Origin of the sequence: Paenibacillus sp. FSL H8-0079, from assembly GCF_037991315.1 — a bacterium.
In the GTDB taxonomy this organism is placed as follows: Bacteria; Bacillota; Bacilli; order Paenibacillales; family Paenibacillaceae; genus Paenibacillus.
In genome coordinates, this window is the sequence record NZ_CP150300.1 from 1,803,844 (window position 1) to 1,826,561 (window position 22,718).

Genomic DNA, 22,718 nt, shown 5'->3' on the forward strand with positions numbered 1-22,718 from the left:
ATAGCGAAGGTCTTTTTTGGCTTTTGCAGCATCTGAATACGATGGTTTAAAATGGATGCTTCGTCCTTGACACTCGTAGTACAATAAGGAAGTTGTGTAAAATTCTATATAAGAGGAGGGCGGAGAGGTCGCTATAAGAAGAGTGTGAAAATACATACAACGCACGTGAAGTAACGGAGTGAAGCACCCGTAGATTCAATTGGCAATAGTACGAGGAAGACTCATCTCAGAAAAACAAAACTACATAAGGAAGTGTTACAAGGTGGAACCACATATTGAAGAGCAAAAGACAGATTACCGTCCACTAGGCGTCTCGGGATTGGGCGGTTGGCTGATTCTCATCCAGATTGGATTATTTCTTACGGTAATTCTGCTTGTAGTGCAATTATTTCAACAGATAATACCCACATTCACTACGGAGACTTGGGAAATGCTAACTTCCAAACAATCGGACTACTATCACCCGTTATGGGGTCCAGTACTTATTTTTGAGATGGTGTACAATACGCTGTTTTTATTATTCAGTGTCTACACAATTTTTGCGTTTTATAGCAAGAAAGCAATATTACCCCGTCTGATGATCATCCTCTATGGTCTCAGTCTGATTGTTGGAATTATTGATTACCTATTATTACTCCAGATTCCGTTAGCAAGAGAATTGGAAGATGGAAGCTCGATCAGAGAAATTGCTAAATCTGTAATCACTTGCGCCATCTGGATTCCTTACTTTATCAAATCTGAGCGAGTTTATAATACATTTGTAAGATAAAGTTAGGCAGGAAATTCCCGATCTTGGATAGAAGCTATCTGAGGTCGGGTTTATTTGATACATATTAAGAAGATGGCACATGGGGCTTAGAATGGAATACGGAGACACTAATTTTATTGCATTAGTCAACGCGGATCAATACAAGACGTACGTAAGTGAAGACTGGGAGCTGGATGTGCTGTTAAACCATTTTGTTCAGGAGATGCAGGTTGGAAACATATTAGTTCTCCAAATGACTAATGAAGGTGTTGAGCATTCATGGACAACGGAGTTTACTTTTGAAAATAATATAGACGTTGAAAGCTGCTATAGAAGAGCTAAAGGATACATTCAGGTTACTGATAATCAGTTATATCTGGTGGACTACACCTGTCTGACCATGGCAGCCCAATTTGAAGATTGTATCGTACCAGACGATAATTGCGCCAGATATAGAATTGAGTTACAAAACGGAACATATCAGGTAGAGATCATTCAGTATTATAATCCAGATCTTGGAGAGTACGTTGGAATAAAGGAAGCAGAACTTATTATGAATTTTAAGAAAGTAACTGAGCTTGGAAAAAATGAGGATAAAGTGATCTGGTGCAGTTATATGTAGACGGAATGGGTGAACCACGGATGCTCTTGGGTATTTATTTGGAAGAAGACAATGATCTGCTTACATGGGAAGCGGAGAGTAAAGGATATAGATCCGACATTTATGTAAAGGTAGACGCAGAGATGTTTCAAGTTGTGGCTTATGATATGGTGAGAATTACTCAGGATTTCAACGATGAGTTACAGAATTCAGGCTTTTATAGTATCGATCCTAATCTGATTTTATTAAAATCAGTCACCAAAGATGAGATTATATTGACCATCACTAGGCTACATCAACATCATTTTTTTAAGGCATTGAAACCGTTAGCGGAAGAGGACATATCGAACCTATCTCTTGTTAAAATAAACGAATAGATTAAAGAGAAGATGGAGGCGATGACATGAGCGATAAACCAATTGAACTGTTGCAACGTTTAAAATCTTTATCCGGCCCATTTCCAACGTGGGATATGGGGCAGTTACCGGATCGGCCGGGGAAGCTGTTTTTGGATTGGTTGAGATTGGCGGTTGAGAACGAAGTGAAGGAACCTCATGCTATGACGATCTCCACCGTGGATCAAGAGGGTTATCCTGATGCGAGAGTATTGATTTTGAAAAACGTAATCGACGAAACGTTCTATTTTGCCTCCAGTTCGGAGAGTCGAAAAGGGCAACAGTTGAAGGAGAACTCTCATGTGGCCCTGACATTCTACTGGCCTTTACTTGGAAGACAGATTCGGATAAGGGGAATTGCCGAGGATCGGGGAGATGAAGCGGGCGCCGATGATTTCCGCAAACGTTCAGCTGGAGCAAGAGCAGTTGCTATGACAGGGCATCAGAGTGAGGTTTTGGATAGCGAGGAAGTGTTGGATAGTTCCATTGAAGCTCAGAAGGAAAAGATAAGACGTGACCCTAGTGTTGTTACATCTCATTGGCGTTTATATGCCGTGAATGCACAAGAGGTGGAGTTTTGGCAGGGAGATTCGGAGCGCAAGCATGTACGAGTCCAATATGTAAAGCAATATGGGCAGTGGAAGACACTCAGATTGTGGCCTTGATTTTACAACAGATGAGTTAGGCAATATGGAGCGAGCTGCTGTATCCGAGTTCTATTTTAAAAGAAGACTTCTATACTCGTATTAAATAAAGAACGTATTTTTGAAAGGGCGATCGAGGTTGAACAAAGGAATTCTGTATTTATTCTATTGATGACTTTTTTAAGTAGCTCAGAAGTGGCTTACAATCGTAATGCCGTTTCAAAAGAACCTCCTGCATCTCATGCAACTAAGATATTTACTGAGGATGAATTCCAATTTGAGATTAAGTCCAAAGATATTACGATTAAATTAGGAAGTACTCGTGAAGTGGTTGAGCAGCAACTTGGACCCCACGTTGATTATTTCAACTATACGAATGTCTACCAGTACAAAGATATGAGAATTCATTACAAATATGGCATTGTGGATGGCATCATGATTGATGACCCGGCAAAGTTCAAAAAGTATAAAACGCCAAGAGGGATAGGTTATGGAAGTACAGTCCAGGAGGTCTTCCAACAATACGGCAAAAAAGCTTTTATAGATACTAAAAAAGGAAAAGTAAAAAGTATTACATATGTCATGGAGAAAAATAAACAAGGCAATTACTATGTCATACCGTCATTTGATCATGCAATATTGGAAGGAGGATTTGAGAACATGAAAGGGTTGTCCATGAATTTTGATCAAAATGGGCGTGTGTCATTCATCATGCTGGCGAGCCATGAGTTTGCCTATAATCCTGAGCTCAATATGGATGACATACAATAGAGGATTATGGGGTTACCTTATATCACTCCCGATCATTAAGAAAATGGGTTTTATTTTTGTTTTCAGCAACCAACGTACATAATGTCATATCGTCAACCGGGTGCCTTCCGCTATAATCTTCAAGTTATTAAAACATGGATTGAATGAAGGAACCAGGAGGTACAACGAATTGATAGCCAAAAACAAATATAAATCACTCGAACTGGAAACCCCCGGCGTATATGAATTGGAAGGGCTTGAGGTGGGAGTGACATCGAACTGCAATTATAAATGCGACTATTGCTGCGCCTACAATCGGGATGATGGAGCATGCATTGATAGTCAGGAAGTCATCCGTATTATTAGTGAGTTGCCTCATCTCAAGCGAGTTCGATTGTCCGGTGGGGAAGTCACTCTAAAATACCAGGATTGCCTGGAGATCGTGAAGTATTGTACGGCACATGGTATTGATACGCAATTGAACAGTAACGCCAGTCTGCTGACAGAAGAACGGATTCTCGCGTTGCGTGATGCAGGCTTGTCCAACATTCATATCTCGTTCAATTATACGGATGCGGAGTCCTATGCTGCGTACTACTGCGTGCATCCTCGCATGTATGAGAGACTCGAGCAGAATATCCGTTTGTGTACAGAAGCCGGTCTGGAAACGGTATTGGAAACGTTACTGTTTGAAGGTAATCAAGCGAACATGCAGGCCATTAGCGATAAGGTGTATGACCTGGGTGTGCGCATCCATGAGATCCAGAACAGCATTAAGATGCCGCATACCGATTGGAGTCAGATTGTATCCAAAGAGTCTCTCGTTCGATCTGTAACGGAACTGATAGAACATAAAAAGCCGGATACAACGCTCTATTTTACCTGTATGGATCGGTTCGCTGAACAGTTGAATTTGCGTGAACAACCCGGTGTGTATTTCTCTAATTGTGTGGATGGCACGAAACAGCTGCACCTGCACGGCAACGGGGATATTCTCATCTGTGAGTTATGCCACCCTGTTGTGATTGGCAACATCTACAACGGCACGTCGTTGAAGGATATCTATGCCCAACAGCCACCGGCGTTAACAGAATTCTTGGAAAAGCGGCCTTGTCCCGCATACGATGCTCTTTTTGCAGATGCATAACAGAACAGGAAGACCTGTTGAAGATATGCGATATGTATGTTGAACGAATATGTACATGATATTAGTGGCCTTTAGGGTTGTATAGATTAAAAATCAAGGTGATCTGATTTCCTCAATGGGAAAACGGATGACCTTTTTTGATATCTTTCATTTGGTTTCAGATTCATTTAAGCTATCCGGCCTAATATGGCCTTAAGAACTTAGATGAAGAGGTGAGCTTCACATGATGAAGATTGATGAGAAACCAACCCGGAAAGACCCACATAAAAGTCCCATCTCTCCAAGAAAGCGCAGATGGCTCATCATCACACTTGTCATCGTGCTCGCGGTAGGTGGAATCCTGTATAGTCTGGCTGACCGTTACCTGATCCGGCATGTGCAGGTTGTTGTAGCGGATGAGAACACAGAAACGGCAACAACTGGCACCAACAATGATTCCAGCAGTACTTCGACCACCGCAACTGAAGTGAGTGCAACGTCAGATGATTGGAATTATTCAAGTGATGATATGAAAGTCAGTATTGAAAAGGTACAGACGAGTTCAGGCTCGGATCAGATTACGTATTATGTCGCTGATGTTCAGCTAACGGATGCAAGCAGCCTGCGAACTGCGCTGGCAGACAATAGTTTTGGAACGAACATTACTGAAAATACATCGGACATTGCCGCTGCCAATAATGCGATTTTTGCCATTAACGGTGATTACTACGGATTCCGCGATGATGGTGTCATTATCCGCAATGGAACATTGTATCGAGACAGCCCAACGCGGGATGCGCTTGCCCTGTTCAACGACGGTACGATGAAAACATATAACGAGAATGAGATTTCTTCCTCAGAACTTCTGGCTGAAGGTGCAACCAATACGTTATCCTTTGGACCCATTCTGATTCAGGATGGCGAGATCGTCAGTGATTTTAGCAGTGTGAAAATCGATAACAACTTTGGCAACCGCTCCATTCAGGATACGAATCCAAGAACAGCGATTGGCATGATTGCTCCGAATCATTACGTCTTCGTGGTGGTGGACGGACGGCAGGACGATAGCCGTGGCATGACTCTAGCAGAACTGGCGGATGTCATGAAAGGCCTTGGAGCAACGGAAGCCTACAATCTGGACGGTGGCGGTTCATCCACGATGTATTTTATGGGCAGAGTCGTCAATAACCCGCTGGGGCGTAACCAGGAACGTGGCGTAAGTGACATTCTATATCTGACGGAGGGACAAGGATCATGACGATATTAATTCCATCATATGAACCCGATGTACGTTTACTGAATCTTGTTCTTCAACTGCAAACATTTAAACTTGGACCCATTGTGATTGTGGATGATGGCAGTGGCCCAGGTTACCGTGGGATTTTTGAAACGGCAGAAGCCTATGGCTGTACGGTCCTGACACATCCCGTCAATCTGGGTAAGGGCAGGGCGTTGAAGACGGGATTTCAGTATATTAAGGAGTACGGACCTCAGGGCGGTGTAGTGTGCGCAGATAGTGACGGACAGCATCTGCCACATGATATTAAGCGTATCTTCGAAGTATTGCTCGCACAAACGACACCGGGAATTGTACTCGGCAGCCGTCGTTTCAGTGGAAAAATCCCAGCACGCAGCCGTTTTGGCAACACAGTCACACGGGCGGTCTTTTCACTCACGACAGGTACCAAAGTATATGACACGCAGACCGGTCTACGCGGTTTTCCTTACTCCATGCTGGACTGGTTGAACCAAATTCCGGGGGACAGGTTTGAATACGAGATGAACATGCTGTTAACGGCACACAAAGAAGGGTATGAAATTATAGAGGAGTTTATTGATACGGTGTATCTGGATCACAATGAGTCCTCTCATTTCCGCCCGCTGGTCGATTCATTCCGAATCTATATGCCAATCCTGATGTTCAGCACATCTTCAGTGTTGTCGGCACTGATTGATTTTGGATTACTGTTCGTCATCCAGTATTTCACGCACAATCTGTTTCTGTCGGTTGTCGCAGCAAGACTGTGCAGCTCCATCTTCAACTATACGATTAATCTGAAGTACGTGTTCTCCGCAGGACGGACCTCGAAGGTTCGGCAGTCTTTGCCCAAATACTTCTCACTTGTCCTACTGGTGCTGCTATTAAACTATGGTTTACTGTATTTTTATAATGAAAAACTAATTATCCCGCTGCTCGCAGCCAAGTTATTGACTGAAGTATCCATCTTCGTATTCAGCTATTGGGCGCAGCGCAGATTTGTCTATTAACCCTGAAGAGAGAGCAGGCCTAGGGCTTGCTCTTTTTTGGTTGAAACGGTTTCATATTCACCCCGAAATAGGTTACGATGGAGTGGGAAATAAGGAGCCTTATTTTAGGCGAAATGGACGTGAAACGATATTGAATCGTGTGCGCAAGGACTTGCGTTATTACTGTGAAATTTAATCGTAGATTGAAATAGAGGAATAATGGGAGGATGATTATGTACCTTCGAAGTGTAGAACTCATGTCGGCCAAGATCGAGAAACGAGACCAATATCCTTTTGACATCCCCACGATACAATCCTTGGAACGCTTGGAGTTTACGAATAACATTACTTTTTTTGTAGGTGAAAATGGTTCTGGGAAATCTACGCTGCTGGAAGGCATCGCTCATCAATGTGGATTCAATACCGCAGGGGGCGGCAGGAATAATGCTTATGAGACACATGCTTCGGAATCCTCGCTCGGGAATTACTTAAGACTGGCATGGCTTCCCAAAATAACGAATGGCTTCTTCATGCGCTCGGAATCTTTCTATCAGTTTGCATCACATGTGGATGAGATGCCAGAGTCGCTTCAATATTATGGCGGGCGTTCATTGCATGAACAATCCCATGGAGAGTCTTTTCTCAACCTGTTCGTCAACCGCTTCAGTTCCAAAGGCATCTATCTGCTCGACGAGCCCGAAGCCGCTTTATCTCCAGCAAGGCAACTGTCCTTGTTGCGTATTCTCCACGATCTGTCAGGCACTTCGCAATTCATTATTGCGACGCACTCACCGATTTTGCTGGGATATCCGGGAGCGGAAATTTTAAGTTTTGACGATAGCCATATTCAAGAGGTAGCCTATGAGGATACTGATCACTACCAGATTACCCGTAGCTTTCTGGAGAACCCTGACAGGATGCTGAATGAATTATTTAAGGATTAAGTTAAGTTATCCGTGTAAACAAGGGAAGATACTAAACCATGCAACGTAAAATTTATTGTTGAGGAGAGATGGGATGAAAGTAGGTTTGCTAATTGTTGATATGCAAGAAAGTATTGTACGGAAAAAGATGGACCAGAGATCGATAGACCATGCCTGCGAGTACATTAACCATGTGGCTAACGTGCTGCGCTCGAATAATCATGTAGTTGTTCACGTGCAGGATGTGGAGGGCATGGAGGAGGCAGAACCGGAAGAGTATCGTATTATTCCCGAGGTGGATGTGACGGAGAAGGATCTCACCGTTACCAAGGAAGCTTCAAATGCCTTCTGGCAAACTCATCTGGAGCAGGTGTTGAAGAGTCATGGAATTGAATTGGTGATCATCGCCGGGTTTGCTGCGGAGGAATGTGTTCTATTCACCTACAACGGAGCAATGGAGCGAGGCTTTCGTCCGGTGATGTTGCAAAATGGAATTCTTAGTACCCATCCCGAAGCGGTGGCTTCAATGTACAGAGATCGCAATGTGATCTCATATCCTGTAGTTGATTATCTGATTCAATAAGTGTTGGCTAAATGCCAGTGGATACTTGGTGAAAAATAAAGATTAGAACAATAATCGGACTCTATAGGGAGTCTTTTTTTGCACAAATAAACATTTCCACTACGACAGTTAAGGTTACTTCATGGTTTAAATCAAACTTTGCTTATATCTGCTGGGGTTGAAAGGATATATTGAAAGCAGGGCGCAGGAAACGCGCTGTGGACATTGGTAAGGTCGTGTATGGATCACTAACTAACTCATTAACTAAGGGAGATATGTAATGAAGATGAACGTACAAATTGCGAGTATTTTGCCAGAACAAAAGGAATTGTTTCTCAACCTGTACAACTTGTATTTATATGATCTGTCCGAGTTCTCGGGTGAAGATTTGCTTGAAAAAGGCACATATGATCCAACGAACACCTATCTATATCTGGAACGCGAAGAATTACATCCGTTTTTGATTCAGTATGAAGGAAAGGTTATTGGATTCGTACTGGTCTGCTCACCTCCATATGTGCCAGAAGATGTGGATTATACGGTGCAAGAGCTATTCCTGGTCAAAAAGTATCGCGGACAGGGGCTGGCAGCACAAGCGGTTGACTTGGTTTTTGCTCAATTTGAGGGTACATTCAAAGTGGAGCAACTTGCTAACAATGCAGCAGCAGTTTCATTCTGGAAAAGATATTATGCGCAACATCAGATTGAATATACTGAGTCTGAATATAACATTGAGATTGACAACATCGCTGGCAGCCACCAGATTTTGTCCCAGACTTTTGTGCGTGGAAGAGAGAGAGAATATAACTTAGAAGGTGAATAGCTTGTTTATTATCGTAGCAACTAAGGGGAATTTGAAGTGGATATCAGGTGTGTTTCAGGCAGAAGATGCAGCTAGGCAGTACATGGATCTCATACCTGATGAGCTTAAGGGATACCAGGAATTCGTTCAGGTAGAGAACATCACATATCCTTTTTATATTATAGAGCGTCAGGCATCTCCATTTAGGTTTCTCGGCGAAGCTGAAGTGATTTCACTTTTTGATAATACCGATGTGTCAGATGACGAAGATGAGGTGCACTTCAATATCTACACGATTGATTCCGATTACAGACCGAAGAAACTAGGTACAGACTATATGGGCACACTGAGACATGATCATGTGACCAATGAATTTATAGCGATGTATCGTGAAGAAGGAGCAGTGATTCTGAGTAAACGAAGGATTTTCTAAATGTAATGAATTTTTTCTCAAGGTCCGATTTGCTTCTCCTGAGTTAGGAGGTAGATAGGATCTTTTTTAATTTCCATTTACCAATACATGGGTTATGATGAATTAAGAGGAGTCTATGGGAGTGAAGTGTTTGAGGGGGCATAAGCATGCCGAAGCATCATTTTGTTATTGAGAACAAAGCGGATGTAAACGAGTATATCCATACTTCCTACTCTTGGGACTCTCACGGAAGGATACATAAAAGTGGGTTAACGCCAGAGAAACATGCGACCCTGGAAGACGAATTTATTGCATACATCTATGATTCCCTTCAATGGTTGGATACATGGAATCCGTCCACCTGTACGAGATGTAGCGGACTGAACAACTATGGAATAACCGTTATTGAAGAACAGAATGCATTGTTGAAGTTTCAACAACTGATTCAAGTCTGGATTGATCTATTTAGCCATGCGACTGATCCGATTGTTCTTACAGGGAATTACAGTATTGATGGAGAAGATCAAAAGGGATACTACGAGAAACTCATGTACAACAAAGTACAATTAATCAACGAATTATACACGCTTGCGAACATGGCAAAGTATGCTGAGATAAATGGGAGATGCATTGTGCATTTTGGGATATAAAATTTAATTCTTTTATTTGGGGATAAACAAAAAAAGAATTGCTATACTTGTTGTTTTCAAAAGTCTATATGAGATTGATATTATCACTAAGAGGTGTAGGAATGGAACAAAACAAAATTAAAGCATACCAAACATTAATATACCAAGCCTTTTTAGATATACGTGTGATTTCATCCAAGTTAGCATATCCCTCAGTTGTAGGTGTCGAGGATACTAAAAGAAGTAGTTTGCTCATATTTCATATGACAAACGCTTTTCACAATCTTGCATTGTCCCTGGCTGAAGACACAGTTTCAAATTGTGAAGATGACTTTTGGAGTAAAATAAAGTTTATCAATGAAAAATTTCCTGAGACGATACATTATAAAGACATATTTAATCAGTTGATTCAAAATTCAGACTGTTAATGTAAATTCATTTCAATATAGAAAGGAGTTTTTATATTGCCTTGGCCGATGGTTCATTTTGCAATTGCATCCGAATTGATATCCGAGCCATCCCCTGAATTGTTACTGGGAAGTCTCGCTCCTGATTCTATCCATGTAAGAACCAATACCCGTACCGAAAAGGCAAAAACTCACCTCATGCCAGAGGCAGGAAGGTTCGCAACAGACGAAGAGCTTGAACCTTTTTCGAGTCCAACAAGCAGTTAGCTTATAGTGATCCCAAATTTATGCAATATCTGTGCGGTTACATCGCCCATATCTATACGGACCGTGTGTGGACATTCGATATTTATCCTACATATGAAGTTCATCCCAATGGAAGAAGCGTTTATACACAGGATGTCACGAAGCTGGAGTTTATGATTCTACGGAATTGGAACGGGGCCCATGAATGGTTAAATGAGCTGAACAGGGGAAGAGCATTTGATTTAGGTGGATTGCTAGAATCTGAGGTGTATCAGTATAGGGGAGAGAAACTTGAGTTATTAGTTAACTCTGACAATGAACCCTTGGGTGATTTAAATATTTTATCCATGGAAGCTATGGAAGAGTTCATACATACAACCGGCTTGGCGCTAAAACGATTGTATACAGAATGGAATGTTTATAAAGATTTACGTAGCAATGTGTAAGTAAGGGAGGGATTTACCTGAAGGTATACAGGAAACAAGTCCGCAAAATTGTAGTGAATGATACACTGTTTTTGTATGTTGTGGATGAGCAAGCATACGATATTGTTATTCGGATCTATTCAAATACATTTAATTCTACATTTGTAGAGTTCGATGTGGCTTGGGAAGATACAGGGGATATATTTGTCTATGAACCTAAACTGATATCCAACCTTATTCAATATGCAATAAAACATGGGTGGGACTACCAACAGAAGAATAACAGAATGAAATTCAAAAACATGACAAGTATCGTAAGAATTTTAATGGCAGAGAAACAAACATAATAACAAGGAGCGTGAACACAAATCAAAAGGACGTTTTACATATGTATTTTGCTGTTGATTATAGTCGCTGGATGTAGTTCACCAAGTAAAGAGATTGATCCGATCCAACGTTTGAAAAAGTACGATACTGCCCAAGAAGCCATTATGCAATATGTTAAGTCATATCATATGACTGGTCCAGTAGCACAGATTAGTATAGGAAACGAAGATCGTCAGTTGGTTTTCACGGAGTCCAGCAAAAGAACGTATTCTATCGCTGAATTAATCGAAGTCGAAGGACAATATGCAGTAGCTAAGCTTTCAGCTGAAGTGAGACTAAGCGAGCTCGCGTGGGCCAAATGGAGTTTCCCTACATTGGATGAGCAGGTATACACGATAACCATTTCCAATGAAGAAGAGCCGGATTTTGCAGAATATATCAAGGAATTCGGATTGTATGTACATCTTAGTGACGCACCTACCGACAAGAATTTGTTCACAACTTCACCTAATCTCATTAACTTTTATAATTCGGTTGAAGTGACAATGTAGAAGAATACGATTGTAATTTTTATTTAAAAAGGAGACCCTATCATGCAAAAAACAATAATAGAACTATCTGATCTGATGAAGAAGTATCCTAAGAGTGCGGCATTTTTATTATCTATCATTGTGTTAAATTTGGTTTATGCCTTTGGTAAAGATATCGGGGCGTGGCTTTACCACCTGACTCATTAGAATATAATCCAAATGAAAGGAGAGGTGTACGGAAATGGGAAATTCCATTCGTTTGGCTCTTTATCATGAGCAATATGATCAAGATTTGAATGATATCTCGCTGAAAGGGGAGCAGATTCAGTTTACTGCAATGCCTGCGGATGTGATTGAGGAAGCGATCCAAAATCTGGACAAAGATCCTATAGTTATCCTTCATGAAGAGAAACCCGTTGGGTTCTTTATTTTACATAAAAATTCTGAGTACGCTCAAGAAAAAGATGCATGTCATACGATATTGGTGCGCGCACTATCCATTTCGGTGGAACACCAAGGAAACGGGTATGCGAAGGAAACAATGAAGGCACTGCCTAAATTCGTTCGCCAGCTCCATCCGGAGATCAATGAGATTATTTTAGCAGTAAATGAAGGAAATATTACGGCTCAACAGTTATATCTGAAAGTGGATTTTCTCGACAGAGGCGTTCGAAAGATGGGCATCCATGGTCTCCAGTTAATCTTGCATCATAGAATCACATAAAGAAGGATGGCTGTGGATCCAAGGAATATCACAAACGGTGGAGTTTTGAGTTTCCCCTGAATGCCTATGAGCGGATAGGAAGGGTCGTCCAGATCCGATGAAATCGAATGTTTTTGAAGAGAAGGAGGGGTAACGTGGCGAACATACATAAGGGAAGATATTCAGCTCAGATCGAGGGAGAATTTGTTGTTTTTATCATCGGTATGAGGATCAATCGTCTGTGGGCTATACATAAATGGCTGCCTGTTTTTAAGTCCATGGGCCCGATGATTAAAGAACTGTATATGAATCCGGAGACCGGATTTCTGAGTACAGAGTATTTTATAAGCTGGCGTGGGGTGACGCTACTACAATACTGGCGCTCTTACGATGAATTGGAGAAATACGCACGAGGTGGACTGCACTTGGAAGCTTGGAAAAGATTTAACCGTTCCATTGGTTCTGATGGAACCGTAGGGATCTATCATGAGACATACAAGGCTCAGTCAGGTTCCTTTGAGACCATATACGCCAACATGCCAAAATTCGGATTAGCTAAAGCGTCTGACCATGTGCCTTCGACAGGGAAAATGGAGACATCCAGACGCAGAATGGGCGGAGAGAATGACCCGGCAGTGGAAGCACCAGAGAAGTCTTAAAGCATTGAACAGAGAGGGGGATGTTATTGAAGGCTAGAGTGCGAGTAGAAGATATACATTCAAAGCAACTTAGCTGGTTATGTATTGAACCGATGCTTGTTTCTGTACGGGGCAGAGATATGACCGCCAAAACAGAGATATACCGACAGTTACATGAAGGGCAACAAGCCTTATTTCTGTTCTATTCCTATCACAATCACACGAAGAGTATGGCAGAGTTTTATTGGTTTTCGGCATATAACATCATCGAGATCAAGAGCTGGAATGGAATTAAAAATGGGATGCACTTTTTTCATTTATATGAAATGGTAACTGTACTGGACCAGATAGAAAGTCTGATCACGGACAAAAACAGAGTGGATGAAGTGTGGCGTGAGGTACTGCCAACGGATCTGGAGAAGGACCCGATCTTGCTCCAGAGAACAGAGGCATTATATGCTGCATATCAGACTGTGGCACAAGTAGCTATTGCACACATGAATGAGATAATCCTGCAAGATCAGGAGATGTATCTGGAGATTGAGTAAGGTTATATGAATGCATAGGGGCTACTCATGAGTGAGTAGTCTTTTTATCATGTCTGAGAACATTGGCTGCACATCATCGCTTTTTATTTTTATGCTAGAATGGATAGCAGGAAAAAAGCGGAAGAGTTAAATAACATTCTCAAGTAGGTAAGGAGAACAAGGATGAACGAGGAAGAACTGCTGGAGTTATACGAATTGGAGCCTGATGAGGTAAACCGGGAGGCCATCCGACAGCTGCTTCATCAAGAGATGGAGGACCGAAACTCAGAGGATAACGAAACTCTGAAATTGTTGTGCATTATGTTGTTCTGTATCGGAAATGTGGAGGACACCACGCTGATCTGGCAAGCCAAACGAAAGAATCAGGATGCGGGTAGTTATATTGATGTGCAGTTACTATGTGGTGCGGGATATGATCAGACTTTATTTTATCTGGAAAAAATAGACGGGGAACAGGCGCATGAAGAGTTGCTTTACCTTAGACAGTGCGAGCCGCATGACTTTGTTGATTTTTCCAAAGCGGAATGGGTCTCAGACTATAAACAATATTACGGTGATTAATATATGAGCACACCAGAAGGAGAGGTACTATGCCAAGTTTGCATGACAATATCATACTAAGTTACGAAGTCGATTTAGAGAACAAAAGGATCAGGATGAGCACTCGTTCGAGTCATTCTGTACCGAAAAATATGGATGTTATATTCTCTGGTGTAATGGCCCATGCGTTTGATACACCGCTGCATGGCAGCATTATTTTGGATTTGGATGAGTGGGATATAGAGCATTTTATCCCTTATAATCGCGAGTTGTTAGAGTCGGGAAAAGGCTATGGTTGGCCTGTCAGCTATGATTCCTATGACGAATTGCAAACTCGACTGATCGAGGAGAAATACAAGTACATGGTGATCTCATCCTCGTATGGATTGAATGGTTGGGTTTTGGCGAAGAACGTAGAGATTTCTGTTCAAGAAACGGGGTGATCGGGATGAAGCGTGAGCACAAGCAGCACGTTAGCAAGAGGGGTGCGGGACTAAGAGCGGGCATTTTTGTGCTGGTTGTTCTGCTCGTAATTCTAGTAATGACCAATCCAAACGAAGAAGATTTTGTTGCATGGCTCGCAAGTGAACATGACATCCATTTTTCGTATGATGTGAATGAAGGCAGGCCGTTTACGCAGACAATTGACGGTGAGGGAAAGAAGCTTCATTTTAAAGGTGGACATATACGTCATATGGGGATTTTTTCAACATATAGTTACCGTTTTGCGGATACTGAAGAAAAGGAGATTCAGATTGAAGCGGTCGGCATAATCAATATGTTATTGAATAGATAGCTAGATAGATTGTGGACGGTTACAAAAGTTGGATGAAAGTTCTGCTGATATCCACGCGCTTTGCATGATGTAACAGTAACACGTGCAGAGTAGCGTGTTTTTGGCTAGAAATGCGATAGAAACAGAGATGGTTTACTTCGTTTATTCGCAAATCCCACATTATGGGTTATGATGTACCTTGAGAGAAAATTTTACATACATAGGAAGTCTTCTTCTTTTAAAATAAAAGCAAGTAAAGTCATAACCGGGATGGTGTGTTCCGTGGATGAATTGAAGAAACATTTGAGTACGCATCGGGCAGGGCAGGTATTGGACGTAGGCACGGGATCGGGGAGATTTATTCCTACCATACTTGAACTATTCAGTGGTATCGAACAGATTACCGGAATGGATTCGGATATGGATTCATTACGTCATGCAGAGGCTGCTTATGCGGGCCATGGAAAGATTCAGTTTAAGCCGATGGATGCGGGTAACATGGGATTTGCAGATGGTACAATTGGTTACTAATGCCTGCAAACAGTATATGGAACGGGCCAGGGCGTTTGAAGATTATGCGGCTTTTGCAGAACAAGGTAATTCTATCATCAAACGTTTGAAAACAGTCGGAATTCAGCGCCCAACGCAGCTCATGATCGTGGGAGGTTTGGAAGATTAGACGACTGCTGATCGGAGGATGGAATATGAAGAAGTTAATGATAGTTTCATTATTATTGTTACTTCTGGTGGCCTGTCAGAACAAAGGAAACACTGAAGATGCACAGCAGGATGAAGAAATACCGACTTCCCAAGAGAAGGAAGACATTCCACCTGTGTACCTTGATGAAACAAACTATACAGGGGATGAATTGGAAATCGTCAAACTTATGAATGCCCGAATGCGTTATTTATACGAGAGGGACGAAAAGGGATATATGAGTTTGATTGATCCTGAATCACCCGTCTCAGGCATGGCAGGTTCTAAAGTCCGAAAGATCATCTCAATGGATGAAATCATTATTCAAGAGCAAAAAAAGCTTTATCAGGGAGTCGTGACGATTACAGAATTAAGAGAGAATGACGAGGAAGCTAGTCATATCATGGTGTTTTGGAAAAAGAAAGAAGATGGCGATAACGCGCAATGGATTTTTGCAGATATCGATTAATAGCATAGTGGCTGATAGATGGAAGATCCATATCATCACACAAAATAAAGGATGATGTAATGATGGCTAGGAGATTAGTACTCATTGAAGGATTACCGGGTTCAGGTAAGTCAACGATTGCCAAGATGGTATCCGAAATCCTGATAGGTCAAGGCAAGCGGGTACAACTATTTCAGGAAGGAAACCTGGATCACCCTGCTGATTACGAAGGCGTTGCTTTTTATCATGCTGGAGAATTCGAGGCTTTATTGAGTACGTATGAAGATTACAGAGAGATTCTGGAAAGTAATGCGATTGCCTATGATCAAGGTTTCCTGATTCCATACCGTAAAATGAAAGAACAGTGGGGAATAGATATTCCCGACCATGTCTTACAGGATATATTCAGACGGGATATTTACGAAACTTCTTTTGCACAAAATGTTAAACTGATCACCGAGAAGTGGAAGAATTTCACTGAAAACCTGTTAAGCACGAATGATGATTCCATCACGATATTTGAATGTTGTTTTATCCAGAATCCACTGACCATGGGTCTTGTCAAATGTAATCAATCCAAAGAGCAGAACGTGCAGTATGTATTGGGACTGGGGCGTATCATTCATGCTCTGAATCCGCTTCTCATCTATATCGACCAGAAGGATATATCATATACATTTGATAAGGCGGTCAGTGAAAGACCAAAAGAATGGTCTGAGGGCTTCATTAATTATTATACGAATCAGGGATTCGGGCAAGCGCAGGTTTATCATGGTGTTCAGGGTACGGTACGGGTTTTGCAGGAAAGAAAGAAGTTGGAGTCCGAAATCTATGGGTTACTTCAGATGGATAAGGTATGGCTGGACAATTCGGATTATGACCGCGAGGCTTCAAGGCGCAAATTAGAAAAGATTCTGGAGTAACCATACGGTGCTAGGATTATCGAAAGCAGGTGAACAAAACAACATGAAAAAAACGTTATTTGAGCTTGTAAATGAAGTCGAAGATGAAGTGACCTTTATGGCTTTCCTGCAACAATTAAGCAAGGATCGGAAAGATCATGCAGATGAATGGCAGAATGATTCGATAGCGTCATTTCTGGAAGCGGCAGCCGAGTGGGGGCAAGAGTCGGTGGATGGATTACTGCATTACGAGAAGCCGAATAACCCATGGAAGAGATGTGCTCAGATCATGTATATGGGCAAGGTTTATGAATAGATTGGTAGATTAAAACGAGTGGAGGAAGTTAGTAACATGATGCATATTCAGCTGACAGAAGAAGATTACTGGCAAATGAACAAATTTGCGATGTTTAAACTGTATGGGAAGGGGATGCTGATCGCTGTATGTGTGCTGCCTGTAGCTATAGCCATAATATTTAGACAATTAGATTTTTCATGGGTACAAGCCATTATTGCTGCGCTACTCTGTAGTACATTCGCCAATGGTATGACCTACATACGAACCAAAAAGAAAATTAAGAAATTGGCAAGTGAGAGCAAAGGGATACTGGGTGATCATCAGCTAGAAATCTCAGAGCAGGAGATTCGCTGGAGCAATGATATGACTTCAGGTGCAACACAATGGAAAGGTTTGGAGAGCTTCAGTGAGACAAAACACTATTTCTTTATTTTCATTAATAAGGCAAGTGCGCATGTGATTCCAAAACGATTTTTTGAAACTGAGACGGAAGAAGTTCAGTTTGCTGAACAGGTTAGAGCACATATGAAAACTGCTAATCATAATACATAACGGAGGTTTATTTTCATGGCTTTTTTTGAAGTAGCATTAATCGTTGTAACGGCTCTATTGTTAGTATTCGGTGCAAAAACGAAACGTAAACCATTGCTTAAATGGGGCATAGCCAGTTTGATTTTATTGCTCGTACTCATTATCCCGTCATTCATCATGGGATTCATGGATGGACTGTCTGATGGATGGTCAGCGAGATGAGTAATTCAGAAAATAAAAATATATCGTATGAGCAGCATAATAACAAATTCAACTTTCGTGTGGCAGGTATTGTGATAGATAAAGGACGAGTTCTTTTGCATACGACTGAAAAGGATGATTTCTGGAATCTGCCCGGAGGGCGGGTAGAATTGAACGAGACAACAGAAGCGGCTATTGTGCGAGAGATGATGGAGGAACTGGCTGTTCATGTAGAAGCGCACAGGCTCGCATATGTTAGTGAAGATTTCTTTGAATATGATGGCCTGAAGTATCATGAAGTTGGTTTTTATTATGTCATCACATTGCCGGAAGCCCATAAGCTATATAGCGAAGTTGAGTTCAATGGTCTAGAAGACAACGGTAAGCTAATCTTCCGATGGTTTTCCTTGGAGGAACTAGAGCAGATGGAAGTATATCCTGTGTTTTTGAGAAAGGAACTGACTAATCTCCCCGATGCAAAAGGTATCAAACACTTCATTCAGGAATAGAGGTTCTATGGATATTACATTTATTCGTCATGGTCATGGTGAACACTTGATAGATTACCCTAACCAATTAAATTGCCTGCACCCCGGCCTCACTGAATTGGGAAAAAGTCAGGTCATAGCGTTGCGTAAACAAGTGGTTTTTACGCCTGAGGACGTCATTTTGGTAAGTCCAACGAAACGTACTATTGAAACTGCACTCCTTCTAGCCTCAAACACCAATCTTGCGTTCAGCCCGCTGGTTGGCCCAAGAATGTTCCCTCAGAATCCGGAGTTCTTTCCTTTCGTCTGCGATCAGATCTATTCCAAGGAAGAACTCAGTAATCAGTATAGTGACATAAAAATGGTTGAATTGGGTTTGGATTGTTGGAAAGAAAGTATTAATCAGATGGATGCACATCGATTCAAGAAATTAGCTGAACAGCTTCTTGAATGGTGCAGGCAACAGAGCGGCAATACGTTTATCATTTCACATGACGGTACGATATCGAACTACAGGATGTTACTCGGAGAAAAAGGGTTAACCAAAAGTGATTTTCTTGGTGAAGCAGGGCAGTACACGATCAAGAACTTTTAATGTTTAAGGAGATTCCGTCATGACTTATTTTCCTAATGTAGAGTCTGAACGATTGTACCTCAGAGAGTTAACCCTAGCGGATCGACAGGTTGTATATGAGCATTTCGCTGAACCAGATGTACCCGGTTTATGGATATTGAGCCTTGTCGTGACGTAAAAGAAGCAGAAGAAATCATACAATTCCACATTGATGATTCGGGTTGCAGGTATGGTCTATTCCATAAATCAGATGGTGAGTTCATAGGCACAGCTGGATTTCACTGTTGGAATCAGGAGTCACCATCGAAGGCAGAGATTGGCTTTGATTTATCCCCATCCTATTGGGGGCAGGGGTTGATGCAAGAAGCCTTAATCGCAATCATCGAAATCGGATGGAACGAGATGAATCTTGATTTTATTGAGGCGACAGTGGAGCAGGAAAATGTCCAATCGCAACATTTGTTGAATAAGCTGAACTTTTTGAAGTCCACTGAATTAGTAGACAATCTCTTCTACTACACATTACAGAAAAAATATGTTGGGACTGACATATATCGTTTTTGAGGAGGGAGGGATTACATGAAATCTGTTCCGTTCTCCATACTTTTAGCCAGTATCATTTTGGGTATCTCGTTTATTATTGGCTGCATATTGTTAACGATTCAGGAGAGAAATAGTGAACTGACTCATGCAGTAGAGCAAGAAGTACCTAACGATAAAGTATTATTGACGATGCAAGAAACTGCCGAATATTTGAGTATGACTGAAGAACAGGTGATGAGTATTATTAAGGCTGAACAAGGGAGTTTCACGGTGTCTGGTTTCTTTGATGGGAGAATGTTTCCGTTCATTAAGATTCAGGATGAATTTTTTGTTAGTAGAGTGGAGTTGGATTTGTGGGTTCAGGAAGCATCTGCAAGTCACAGAAGATATATTAATGGGCAAATGCAGTAGTCCTATGGGAACGCTGCATAATCCAAAGGAGATGAATCCACATGGAATTCGTGGGAGAGAAGGTAAGAATAACAACAGTCACAGAGCAGGACCTCGACTTCATAGGTCAACTGGAATGTGATACAAGCATATGGAGTTTTGAAGAGACCGTTGAGACGGATGAGGAGAAGGTCCGTGAGAAATACCGCAGTCATTTTGCAGTCGTAGATGAGAAACCGTATGCCTATGATTTCGTTATACGCCGCTTGAATGATCCGGAGGATACACCTCTTGGTATTGTTCAAATGTGGAGTTATGTGGATTACCGAAAAAGCTGGGAACTTGGATTCGCTGTACTTTCGGAATATGCAGGTAAAGGATACGGGAGTGAAGCTACCCGACTTTTGCTACAATTTGCATTTCAAGAGTTACAAGTTCATAAGGTGGTTGGCATGTGTAATTCACAAAACGTTCGCTCAGCCGCACTTATGCAGCATGTGGGTATGACACGGGAGGCCGTCTTCACTGAAGAACTATTGTGGAATAATCAGTGGACAGACCAGTATTTTTACTCCATTTTGGATAAAGAGTTTAAGCCAGTCTCATAGGTACAGGAGGAGATAAGATGACGTTGGTTCTGCTAAGTGATTTGGTTTTTGAAACTAACGATAAATTGGATCAGAGAATACGAAGCTTATTCGACAGTGAACAGCCTTCCATCGGATATATCCCTTCATGTTCCGACCTGGAGCGGAAGTATTTTGAACATACTAGACGTTACTATAATCAAATAGGAATAGATAACATTCAATATTATGACCTTGATCTGGAGTATAAGGAGAGCACATTTGGCGCTATTTTCGAATGTGATGCGATTCATCTATCCGGCGGAAATACGTTTTATTTTCTAAGTTTATTACAGAAGAGAAATGCACTTGGTTTGCTGCGTTCCTATGTGAATAGTGGCGGCATTTTGATCGGGGTCAGTGCAGGCAGTATTCTGACGACACCTACGATTGAGATAGCCGGGTATGGTGAAGATGCAGATGAAAACGATGTGGGTTTGGATGATATGAAAGCACTGGGGCTCGTTAAATTTGAGTTTGCACCGCATTGGGACGGTTCGGAAGACACTCTGAATTCATTAAGAGAGTATACACGCGTTAATCGTACGGCGGTTTATGCGTGCCAAGATGGTGGCGGGGTTGTAATTGATTGTGAAAATGTAGAGTTATATGGAAATGTACGTCTCGTACATTACAGAGAGAGTGGGTCTGATCATGAGTGATGTTACGGTCTATCATTATGATGCTTTCTCCACAGTTCCCGGCCAAGGTAACCCGGCAGGAGTGGTTTTTGATGCGGATCATTTAAGTGAGACGGAAATGCAGCAGATCGCTTATAAGGTTGGTTTTAATGAGACGGTATTTGTGTTGAACTCTAAAGTAGCTGACGTCAGATTACGTTATTTTACGCCAGGTCATGAGATTAATCTGTGCGGTCATGCCACAATGGCATCACTGTATGGTATGAAGACACGTGGTATGTTGGGTGACAAAGAGTTAATCGCGATTGAAACCAATGTAGGCATATTACCCATACGATTTGAGCGGAATGCCGACACCATTTACATGGAAATGAAACAGGATCAGCCGCAGTTTGTACCGTTCCAGGGTGACATCGAGAAGCTGGTAAGCGCCTTAAACCTCACTCTGGATGATGTCGACCATTCTACGCCAATCGTTTATGGAAGTACAGGAACCTGGACGTTATTAATCCCAATTCGTGAACTAAGCTCTTTTATGAAAATGAAACCGGATTCTTCCCTGTTCCCTGGTATTTTACTTGAAAACCCCAAAGCTTCGCTACATCCCTTTTGTTTCGAAACCCGTGATTCCGATGCGATGATGCATGCGAGACATTTCTCTTCACCGTACTCAGGTACGACGGAAGATCCAGTGACTGGAACAGCCTCCGGGGTGATGGGTGCTTATTATTTAACCTATGTGAAACCGGAGATCGATGAGGTACAGTTTGTGGTAGAACAAGGGCATGAGATTGGTAGAGATGGAAAGGTTCAAGTGAGTGTGATTCGGGATGGTGAGGATATGGATGTCGAAATTAAGGGGACGGCTGTTTTTGTCCGTGAACTTAACGTTGAAAATATAAAAGTATGAAGGGAGATTAACATTTTGCAAATTATTGATATTCGGCAGAAGCCGGACGTGCTGCAAGAAGCAGTACAGTATTTCTGGAAACAATGGGGCTCAGAAACGAGCTTCCATTTCTATCGAGATTGTATAGAGCGTTCTTTGGATACAGAGAGTGATGTGCCAAGATTTTATGTGATGCTGGACGGAGACCGAATTATTGGTGGGTACGCATTGTTACGAAGCGATCTGAATAGCAGGCAGGATCTCTTTCCATGGTTTGCGTGTCTTCATGTTGATCCGGAATATCGGGGCCAGAACCTGGGTGGACAACTTCAGACCCATGCAATGAATGAGGTGAAAGCTAAAGGGTATGACAAGCTGTATTTGTGTACTGATCTGACCGATTATTATGAGAAAAATAACTGGGCCTATATCGGTAAAGGATATCTGCTTGATGATGAAGAGACGAGAATCTATGAACATAAGATTTAATAGAGGTTATACACGCTTTTAGG

The 22,718-nt window shown here is 41.8% G+C and carries 39 protein-coding genes; all 39 read left to right on the forward strand.

What is annotated here, in order from left to right:
• Positions 1-262 precede the first annotated feature (262 nt).
• The 39 genes from MHI06_RS08115 to MHI06_RS08305 all read left to right on the forward strand — a co-directional run bounded on the left by MHI06_RS08115 (position 263) and on the right by MHI06_RS08305 (position 22,695).
• A complete protein-coding gene (locus MHI06_RS08115) occupies positions 263-769 on the forward strand; it encodes a DUF2569 domain-containing protein (RefSeq protein ID WP_169478984.1) in 507 nt (168 codons plus the stop codon).
• Between the two features lie 79 nt (positions 770-848).
• Positions 849-1,370 (forward strand): hypothetical protein, encoded by a 522-nt coding sequence (locus MHI06_RS08120; RefSeq protein ID WP_340401117.1) that lies wholly within the window; start codon positions 849-851, stop codon positions 1,368-1,370.
• Entirely contained in the window at positions 1,355-1,726 is a 372-nt protein-coding gene (locus MHI06_RS08125) for a hypothetical protein (RefSeq protein ID WP_340401118.1), read from the forward strand. The genes MHI06_RS08120 and MHI06_RS08125 overlap by 16 nt, the downstream gene beginning before the upstream one ends.
• A 26-nt stretch (positions 1,727-1,752) precedes the next feature.
• On the forward strand, positions 1,753-2,409 hold the full coding sequence (locus MHI06_RS08130) for a pyridoxal 5'-phosphate synthase (RefSeq protein ID WP_340401119.1): 657 nt from the start codon (positions 1,753-1,755) through the stop codon (positions 2,407-2,409).
• Between the two features lie 174 nt (positions 2,410-2,583).
• Positions 2,584-3,159, forward strand: coding sequence for a hypothetical protein (locus tag MHI06_RS08135; RefSeq protein WP_340401120.1), 576 nt, complete (start codon positions 2,584-2,586; stop codon positions 3,157-3,159).
• Positions 3,160-3,328: 169 nt separating this feature from the next.
• Positions 3,329-4,285, forward strand: a complete 957-nt coding sequence (locus tag MHI06_RS08140) for a radical SAM protein (RefSeq protein WP_340401121.1) — start codon at positions 3,329-3,331, stop codon at positions 4,283-4,285.
• Between the two features lie 223 nt (positions 4,286-4,508).
• A complete protein-coding gene (locus MHI06_RS08145) occupies positions 4,509-5,522 on the forward strand; it encodes a phosphodiester glycosidase family protein (RefSeq protein WP_340401122.1) in 1,014 nt (337 codons plus the stop codon).
• On the forward strand, positions 5,519-6,532 hold the full coding sequence (locus MHI06_RS08150) for a bifunctional glycosyltransferase family 2/GtrA family protein (protein WP_340401123.1): 1,014 nt from the start codon (positions 5,519-5,521) through the stop codon (positions 6,530-6,532). Before MHI06_RS08145 ends, MHI06_RS08150 begins: the two co-directional genes overlap by 4 nt.
• Before the next feature lie 212 nt (positions 6,533-6,744).
• Complete coding sequence (locus tag MHI06_RS08155) at positions 6,745-7,455, forward strand: AAA family ATPase (RefSeq protein WP_340401124.1); 711 nt, start codon at positions 6,745-6,747, stop codon at positions 7,453-7,455.
• A 73-nt stretch (positions 7,456-7,528) separates the two neighbouring features.
• Entirely contained in the window at positions 7,529-8,017 is a 489-nt protein-coding gene (locus MHI06_RS08160; protein WP_340401125.1) for an isochorismatase family cysteine hydrolase, read from the forward strand.
• A gap of 259 nt (positions 8,018-8,276) precedes the next feature.
• Positions 8,277-8,819, forward strand: coding sequence for a GNAT family N-acetyltransferase (locus MHI06_RS08165; protein WP_340401126.1), 543 nt, complete (start codon positions 8,277-8,279; stop codon positions 8,817-8,819).
• A gap of 1 nt (position 8,820) precedes the next feature.
• Complete coding sequence (locus tag MHI06_RS08170; RefSeq protein ID WP_340401127.1) at positions 8,821-9,231, forward strand: hypothetical protein; 411 nt, start codon at positions 8,821-8,823, stop codon at positions 9,229-9,231.
• A 146-nt stretch (positions 9,232-9,377) separates the two neighbouring features.
• Positions 9,378-9,860: a hypothetical protein gene (locus MHI06_RS08175; protein WP_340401128.1), complete on the forward strand. Its 483-nt coding sequence runs from the start codon at positions 9,378-9,380 to the stop codon at positions 9,858-9,860.
• 101 nt (positions 9,861-9,961) lie between these two features.
• Positions 9,962-10,267, forward strand: coding sequence for a hypothetical protein (locus MHI06_RS08180; protein WP_340401129.1), 306 nt, complete (start codon positions 9,962-9,964; stop codon positions 10,265-10,267).
• A gap of 36 nt (positions 10,268-10,303) precedes the next feature.
• Positions 10,304-10,513, forward strand: coding sequence for a hypothetical protein (locus MHI06_RS08185; protein WP_340401130.1), 210 nt, complete (start codon positions 10,304-10,306; stop codon positions 10,511-10,513).
• Between the two features lie 152 nt (positions 10,514-10,665).
• Entirely contained in the window at positions 10,666-10,938 is a 273-nt protein-coding gene (locus MHI06_RS08190) for a hypothetical protein (protein ID WP_340401131.1), read from the forward strand.
• A 380-nt stretch (positions 10,939-11,318) separates the two neighbouring features.
• Positions 11,319-11,795 carry a hypothetical protein gene (locus MHI06_RS08195; protein WP_340401132.1) on the forward strand — a complete coding sequence of 159 codons (477 nt, stop codon included), beginning with the start codon at positions 11,319-11,321 and terminating at the stop codon, positions 11,793-11,795.
• Between the two features lie 42 nt (positions 11,796-11,837).
• Positions 11,838-11,981: a hypothetical protein gene (locus tag MHI06_RS08200; protein ID WP_167350839.1), complete on the forward strand. Its 144-nt coding sequence runs from the start codon at positions 11,838-11,840 to the stop codon at positions 11,979-11,981.
• 34 nt (positions 11,982-12,015) lie between these two features.
• Entirely contained in the window at positions 12,016-12,498 is a 483-nt protein-coding gene (locus MHI06_RS08205; RefSeq protein WP_340401133.1) for a GNAT family N-acetyltransferase, read from the forward strand.
• A gap of 134 nt (positions 12,499-12,632) precedes the next feature.
• The gene (locus MHI06_RS08210) at positions 12,633-13,136 is read left to right on the forward strand and encodes a DUF4188 domain-containing protein (protein WP_340401134.1); all 504 of its coding nucleotides are present in this window, start codon (positions 12,633-12,635) and stop codon (positions 13,134-13,136) included.
• Positions 13,137-13,162: 26 nt separating this feature from the next.
• Positions 13,163-13,663, forward strand: a complete 501-nt coding sequence (locus tag MHI06_RS08215; RefSeq protein ID WP_340401135.1) for a hypothetical protein — start codon at positions 13,163-13,165, stop codon at positions 13,661-13,663.
• A 162-nt stretch (positions 13,664-13,825) separates the two neighbouring features.
• Positions 13,826-14,224 carry a hypothetical protein gene (locus MHI06_RS08220; protein ID WP_340401136.1) on the forward strand — a complete coding sequence of 133 codons (399 nt, stop codon included), beginning with the start codon at positions 13,826-13,828 and terminating at the stop codon, positions 14,222-14,224.
• 95 nt (positions 14,225-14,319) lie between these two features.
• Positions 14,320-14,646, forward strand: coding sequence for a hypothetical protein (locus MHI06_RS08225; RefSeq protein WP_340401137.1), 327 nt, complete (start codon positions 14,320-14,322; stop codon positions 14,644-14,646).
• Positions 14,647-14,651: 5 nt separating this feature from the next.
• Complete coding sequence (locus tag MHI06_RS08230; protein ID WP_340401138.1) at positions 14,652-14,999, forward strand: hypothetical protein; 348 nt, start codon at positions 14,652-14,654, stop codon at positions 14,997-14,999.
• Positions 15,000-15,260: 261 nt separating this feature from the next.
• A complete protein-coding gene (locus MHI06_RS08235) occupies positions 15,261-15,509 on the forward strand; it encodes a class I SAM-dependent methyltransferase (protein WP_340401139.1) in 249 nt (82 codons plus the stop codon).
• A complete protein-coding gene (locus MHI06_RS08240) occupies positions 15,490-15,657 on the forward strand; it encodes a hypothetical protein (RefSeq protein ID WP_340401140.1) in 168 nt (55 codons plus the stop codon). The genes MHI06_RS08235 and MHI06_RS08240 overlap by 20 nt, the downstream gene beginning before the upstream one ends.
• Before the next feature lie 25 nt (positions 15,658-15,682).
• Complete coding sequence (locus MHI06_RS08245) at positions 15,683-16,144, forward strand: hypothetical protein (RefSeq protein ID WP_340401141.1); 462 nt, start codon at positions 15,683-15,685, stop codon at positions 16,142-16,144.
• Positions 16,145-16,206: 62 nt separating this feature from the next.
• A complete protein-coding gene (locus MHI06_RS08250; protein WP_340401142.1) occupies positions 16,207-17,046 on the forward strand; it encodes an adenylyl-sulfate kinase in 840 nt (279 codons plus the stop codon).
• Between the two features lie 43 nt (positions 17,047-17,089).
• Positions 17,090-17,341 (forward strand): hypothetical protein, encoded by a 252-nt coding sequence (locus MHI06_RS08255; protein ID WP_340401143.1) that lies wholly within the window; start codon positions 17,090-17,092, stop codon positions 17,339-17,341.
• Between the two features lie 36 nt (positions 17,342-17,377).
• On the forward strand, positions 17,378-17,875 hold the full coding sequence (locus MHI06_RS08260) for a YcxB family protein (RefSeq protein WP_340401144.1): 498 nt from the start codon (positions 17,378-17,380) through the stop codon (positions 17,873-17,875).
• Between the two features lie 15 nt (positions 17,876-17,890).
• Entirely contained in the window at positions 17,891-18,076 is a 186-nt protein-coding gene (locus MHI06_RS08265; RefSeq protein ID WP_264930360.1) for a hypothetical protein, read from the forward strand.
• On the forward strand, positions 18,073-18,564 hold the full coding sequence (locus MHI06_RS08270) for an NUDIX hydrolase (protein ID WP_340401145.1): 492 nt from the start codon (positions 18,073-18,075) through the stop codon (positions 18,562-18,564). Before MHI06_RS08265 ends, MHI06_RS08270 begins: the two co-directional genes overlap by 4 nt.
• Positions 18,565-18,571: 7 nt before the next feature.
• The gene (locus MHI06_RS08275; RefSeq protein WP_340401146.1) at positions 18,572-19,138 is read left to right on the forward strand and encodes a histidine phosphatase family protein; all 567 of its coding nucleotides are present in this window, start codon (positions 18,572-18,574) and stop codon (positions 19,136-19,138) included.
• Positions 19,139-19,267: 129 nt separating this feature from the next.
• Complete coding sequence (locus MHI06_RS08280) at positions 19,268-19,681, forward strand: GNAT family N-acetyltransferase (RefSeq protein WP_340401147.1); 414 nt, start codon at positions 19,268-19,270, stop codon at positions 19,679-19,681.
• Between the two features lie 15 nt (positions 19,682-19,696).
• Positions 19,697-20,071 carry a hypothetical protein gene (locus MHI06_RS08285; protein WP_340401148.1) on the forward strand — a complete coding sequence of 125 codons (375 nt, stop codon included), beginning with the start codon at positions 19,697-19,699 and terminating at the stop codon, positions 20,069-20,071.
• A 41-nt stretch (positions 20,072-20,112) separates the two neighbouring features.
• A complete protein-coding gene (locus MHI06_RS08290) occupies positions 20,113-20,658 on the forward strand; it encodes a GNAT family N-acetyltransferase (RefSeq protein WP_340401149.1) in 546 nt (181 codons plus the stop codon).
• Between the two features lie 17 nt (positions 20,659-20,675).
• A complete protein-coding gene (locus MHI06_RS08295; RefSeq protein WP_340401150.1) occupies positions 20,676-21,338 on the forward strand; it encodes a Type 1 glutamine amidotransferase-like domain-containing protein in 663 nt (220 codons plus the stop codon).
• Positions 21,331-22,227: a PhzF family phenazine biosynthesis isomerase gene (locus tag MHI06_RS08300; protein ID WP_340401151.1), complete on the forward strand. Its 897-nt coding sequence runs from the start codon at positions 21,331-21,333 to the stop codon at positions 22,225-22,227. The genes MHI06_RS08295 and MHI06_RS08300 overlap by 8 nt, the downstream gene beginning before the upstream one ends.
• Positions 22,228-22,242: 15 nt before the next feature.
• Positions 22,243-22,695 carry a GNAT family N-acetyltransferase gene (locus MHI06_RS08305; protein ID WP_340401152.1) on the forward strand — a complete coding sequence of 151 codons (453 nt, stop codon included), beginning with the start codon at positions 22,243-22,245 and terminating at the stop codon, positions 22,693-22,695.
• Positions 22,696-22,718: the final 23 nt, after the last annotated feature.

Bases quoted from the DNA above. Each gene is read 5' to 3' on its own strand.
- MHI06_RS08120 (WP_340401117.1), top strand. From the start codon at position 849: ATGGGGCTTAGAATGGAATACGGAGACACTAATTTTATTGCATTAGTC.
- MHI06_RS08130 (WP_340401119.1), top strand. From the start codon at position 1,753: ATGAGCGATAAACCAATTGAACTGTTGCAACGTTTAAAATCTTTATCC.
- MHI06_RS08145 (WP_340401122.1), top strand. From the start codon at position 4,509: ATGATGAAGATTGATGAGAAACCAACCCGGAAAGACCCACATAAAAGT.
- MHI06_RS08150 (WP_340401123.1), top strand. From the start codon at position 5,519: ATGACGATATTAATTCCATCATATGAACCCGATGTACGTTTACTGAAT.
- MHI06_RS08155 (WP_340401124.1), top strand. From the start codon at position 6,745: ATGTACCTTCGAAGTGTAGAACTCATGTCGGCCAAGATCGAGAAACGA.
- MHI06_RS08160 (WP_340401125.1), top strand. From the start codon at position 7,529: ATGAAAGTAGGTTTGCTAATTGTTGATATGCAAGAAAGTATTGTACGG.
- MHI06_RS08165 (WP_340401126.1), top strand. From the start codon at position 8,277: ATGAAGATGAACGTACAAATTGCGAGTATTTTGCCAGAACAAAAGGAA.
- MHI06_RS08175 (WP_340401128.1), top strand. From the start codon at position 9,378: ATGCCGAAGCATCATTTTGTTATTGAGAACAAAGCGGATGTAAACGAG.
- MHI06_RS08180 (WP_340401129.1), top strand. From the start codon at position 9,962: ATGGAACAAAACAAAATTAAAGCATACCAAACATTAATATACCAAGCC.
- MHI06_RS08190 (WP_340401131.1), top strand. From the start codon at position 10,666: ATGATTCTACGGAATTGGAACGGGGCCCATGAATGGTTAAATGAGCTG.
- MHI06_RS08200 (WP_167350839.1), top strand. From the start codon at position 11,838: ATGCAAAAAACAATAATAGAACTATCTGATCTGATGAAGAAGTATCCT.
- MHI06_RS08205 (WP_340401133.1), top strand. From the start codon at position 12,016: ATGGGAAATTCCATTCGTTTGGCTCTTTATCATGAGCAATATGATCAA.
- MHI06_RS08220 (WP_340401136.1), top strand. From the start codon at position 13,826: ATGAACGAGGAAGAACTGCTGGAGTTATACGAATTGGAGCCTGATGAG.
- MHI06_RS08225 (WP_340401137.1), top strand. From the start codon at position 14,320: ATGAGCACTCGTTCGAGTCATTCTGTACCGAAAAATATGGATGTTATA.
- MHI06_RS08230 (WP_340401138.1), top strand. From the start codon at position 14,652: ATGAAGCGTGAGCACAAGCAGCACGTTAGCAAGAGGGGTGCGGGACTA.
- MHI06_RS08240 (WP_340401140.1), top strand. From the start codon at position 15,490: ATGGTACAATTGGTTACTAATGCCTGCAAACAGTATATGGAACGGGCC.
- MHI06_RS08245 (WP_340401141.1), top strand. From the start codon at position 15,683: ATGAAGAAGTTAATGATAGTTTCATTATTATTGTTACTTCTGGTGGCC.
- MHI06_RS08250 (WP_340401142.1), top strand. From the start codon at position 16,207: ATGGCTAGGAGATTAGTACTCATTGAAGGATTACCGGGTTCAGGTAAG.
- MHI06_RS08255 (WP_340401143.1), top strand. From the start codon at position 17,090: ATGAAAAAAACGTTATTTGAGCTTGTAAATGAAGTCGAAGATGAAGTG.
- MHI06_RS08260 (WP_340401144.1), top strand. From the start codon at position 17,378: ATGATGCATATTCAGCTGACAGAAGAAGATTACTGGCAAATGAACAAA.
- MHI06_RS08265 (WP_264930360.1), top strand. From the start codon at position 17,891: ATGGCTTTTTTTGAAGTAGCATTAATCGTTGTAACGGCTCTATTGTTA.
- MHI06_RS08270 (WP_340401145.1), top strand. From the start codon at position 18,073: ATGAGTAATTCAGAAAATAAAAATATATCGTATGAGCAGCATAATAAC.
- MHI06_RS08275 (WP_340401146.1), top strand. From the start codon at position 18,572: ATGGATATTACATTTATTCGTCATGGTCATGGTGAACACTTGATAGAT.
- MHI06_RS08280 (WP_340401147.1), top strand. From the start codon at position 19,268: ATGGATATTGAGCCTTGTCGTGACGTAAAAGAAGCAGAAGAAATCATA.
- MHI06_RS08285 (WP_340401148.1), top strand. From the start codon at position 19,697: ATGAAATCTGTTCCGTTCTCCATACTTTTAGCCAGTATCATTTTGGGT.
- MHI06_RS08290 (WP_340401149.1), top strand. From the start codon at position 20,113: ATGGAATTCGTGGGAGAGAAGGTAAGAATAACAACAGTCACAGAGCAG.
- MHI06_RS08295 (WP_340401150.1), top strand. From the start codon at position 20,676: ATGACGTTGGTTCTGCTAAGTGATTTGGTTTTTGAAACTAACGATAAA.
- MHI06_RS08300 (WP_340401151.1), top strand. From the start codon at position 21,331: ATGAGTGATGTTACGGTCTATCATTATGATGCTTTCTCCACAGTTCCC.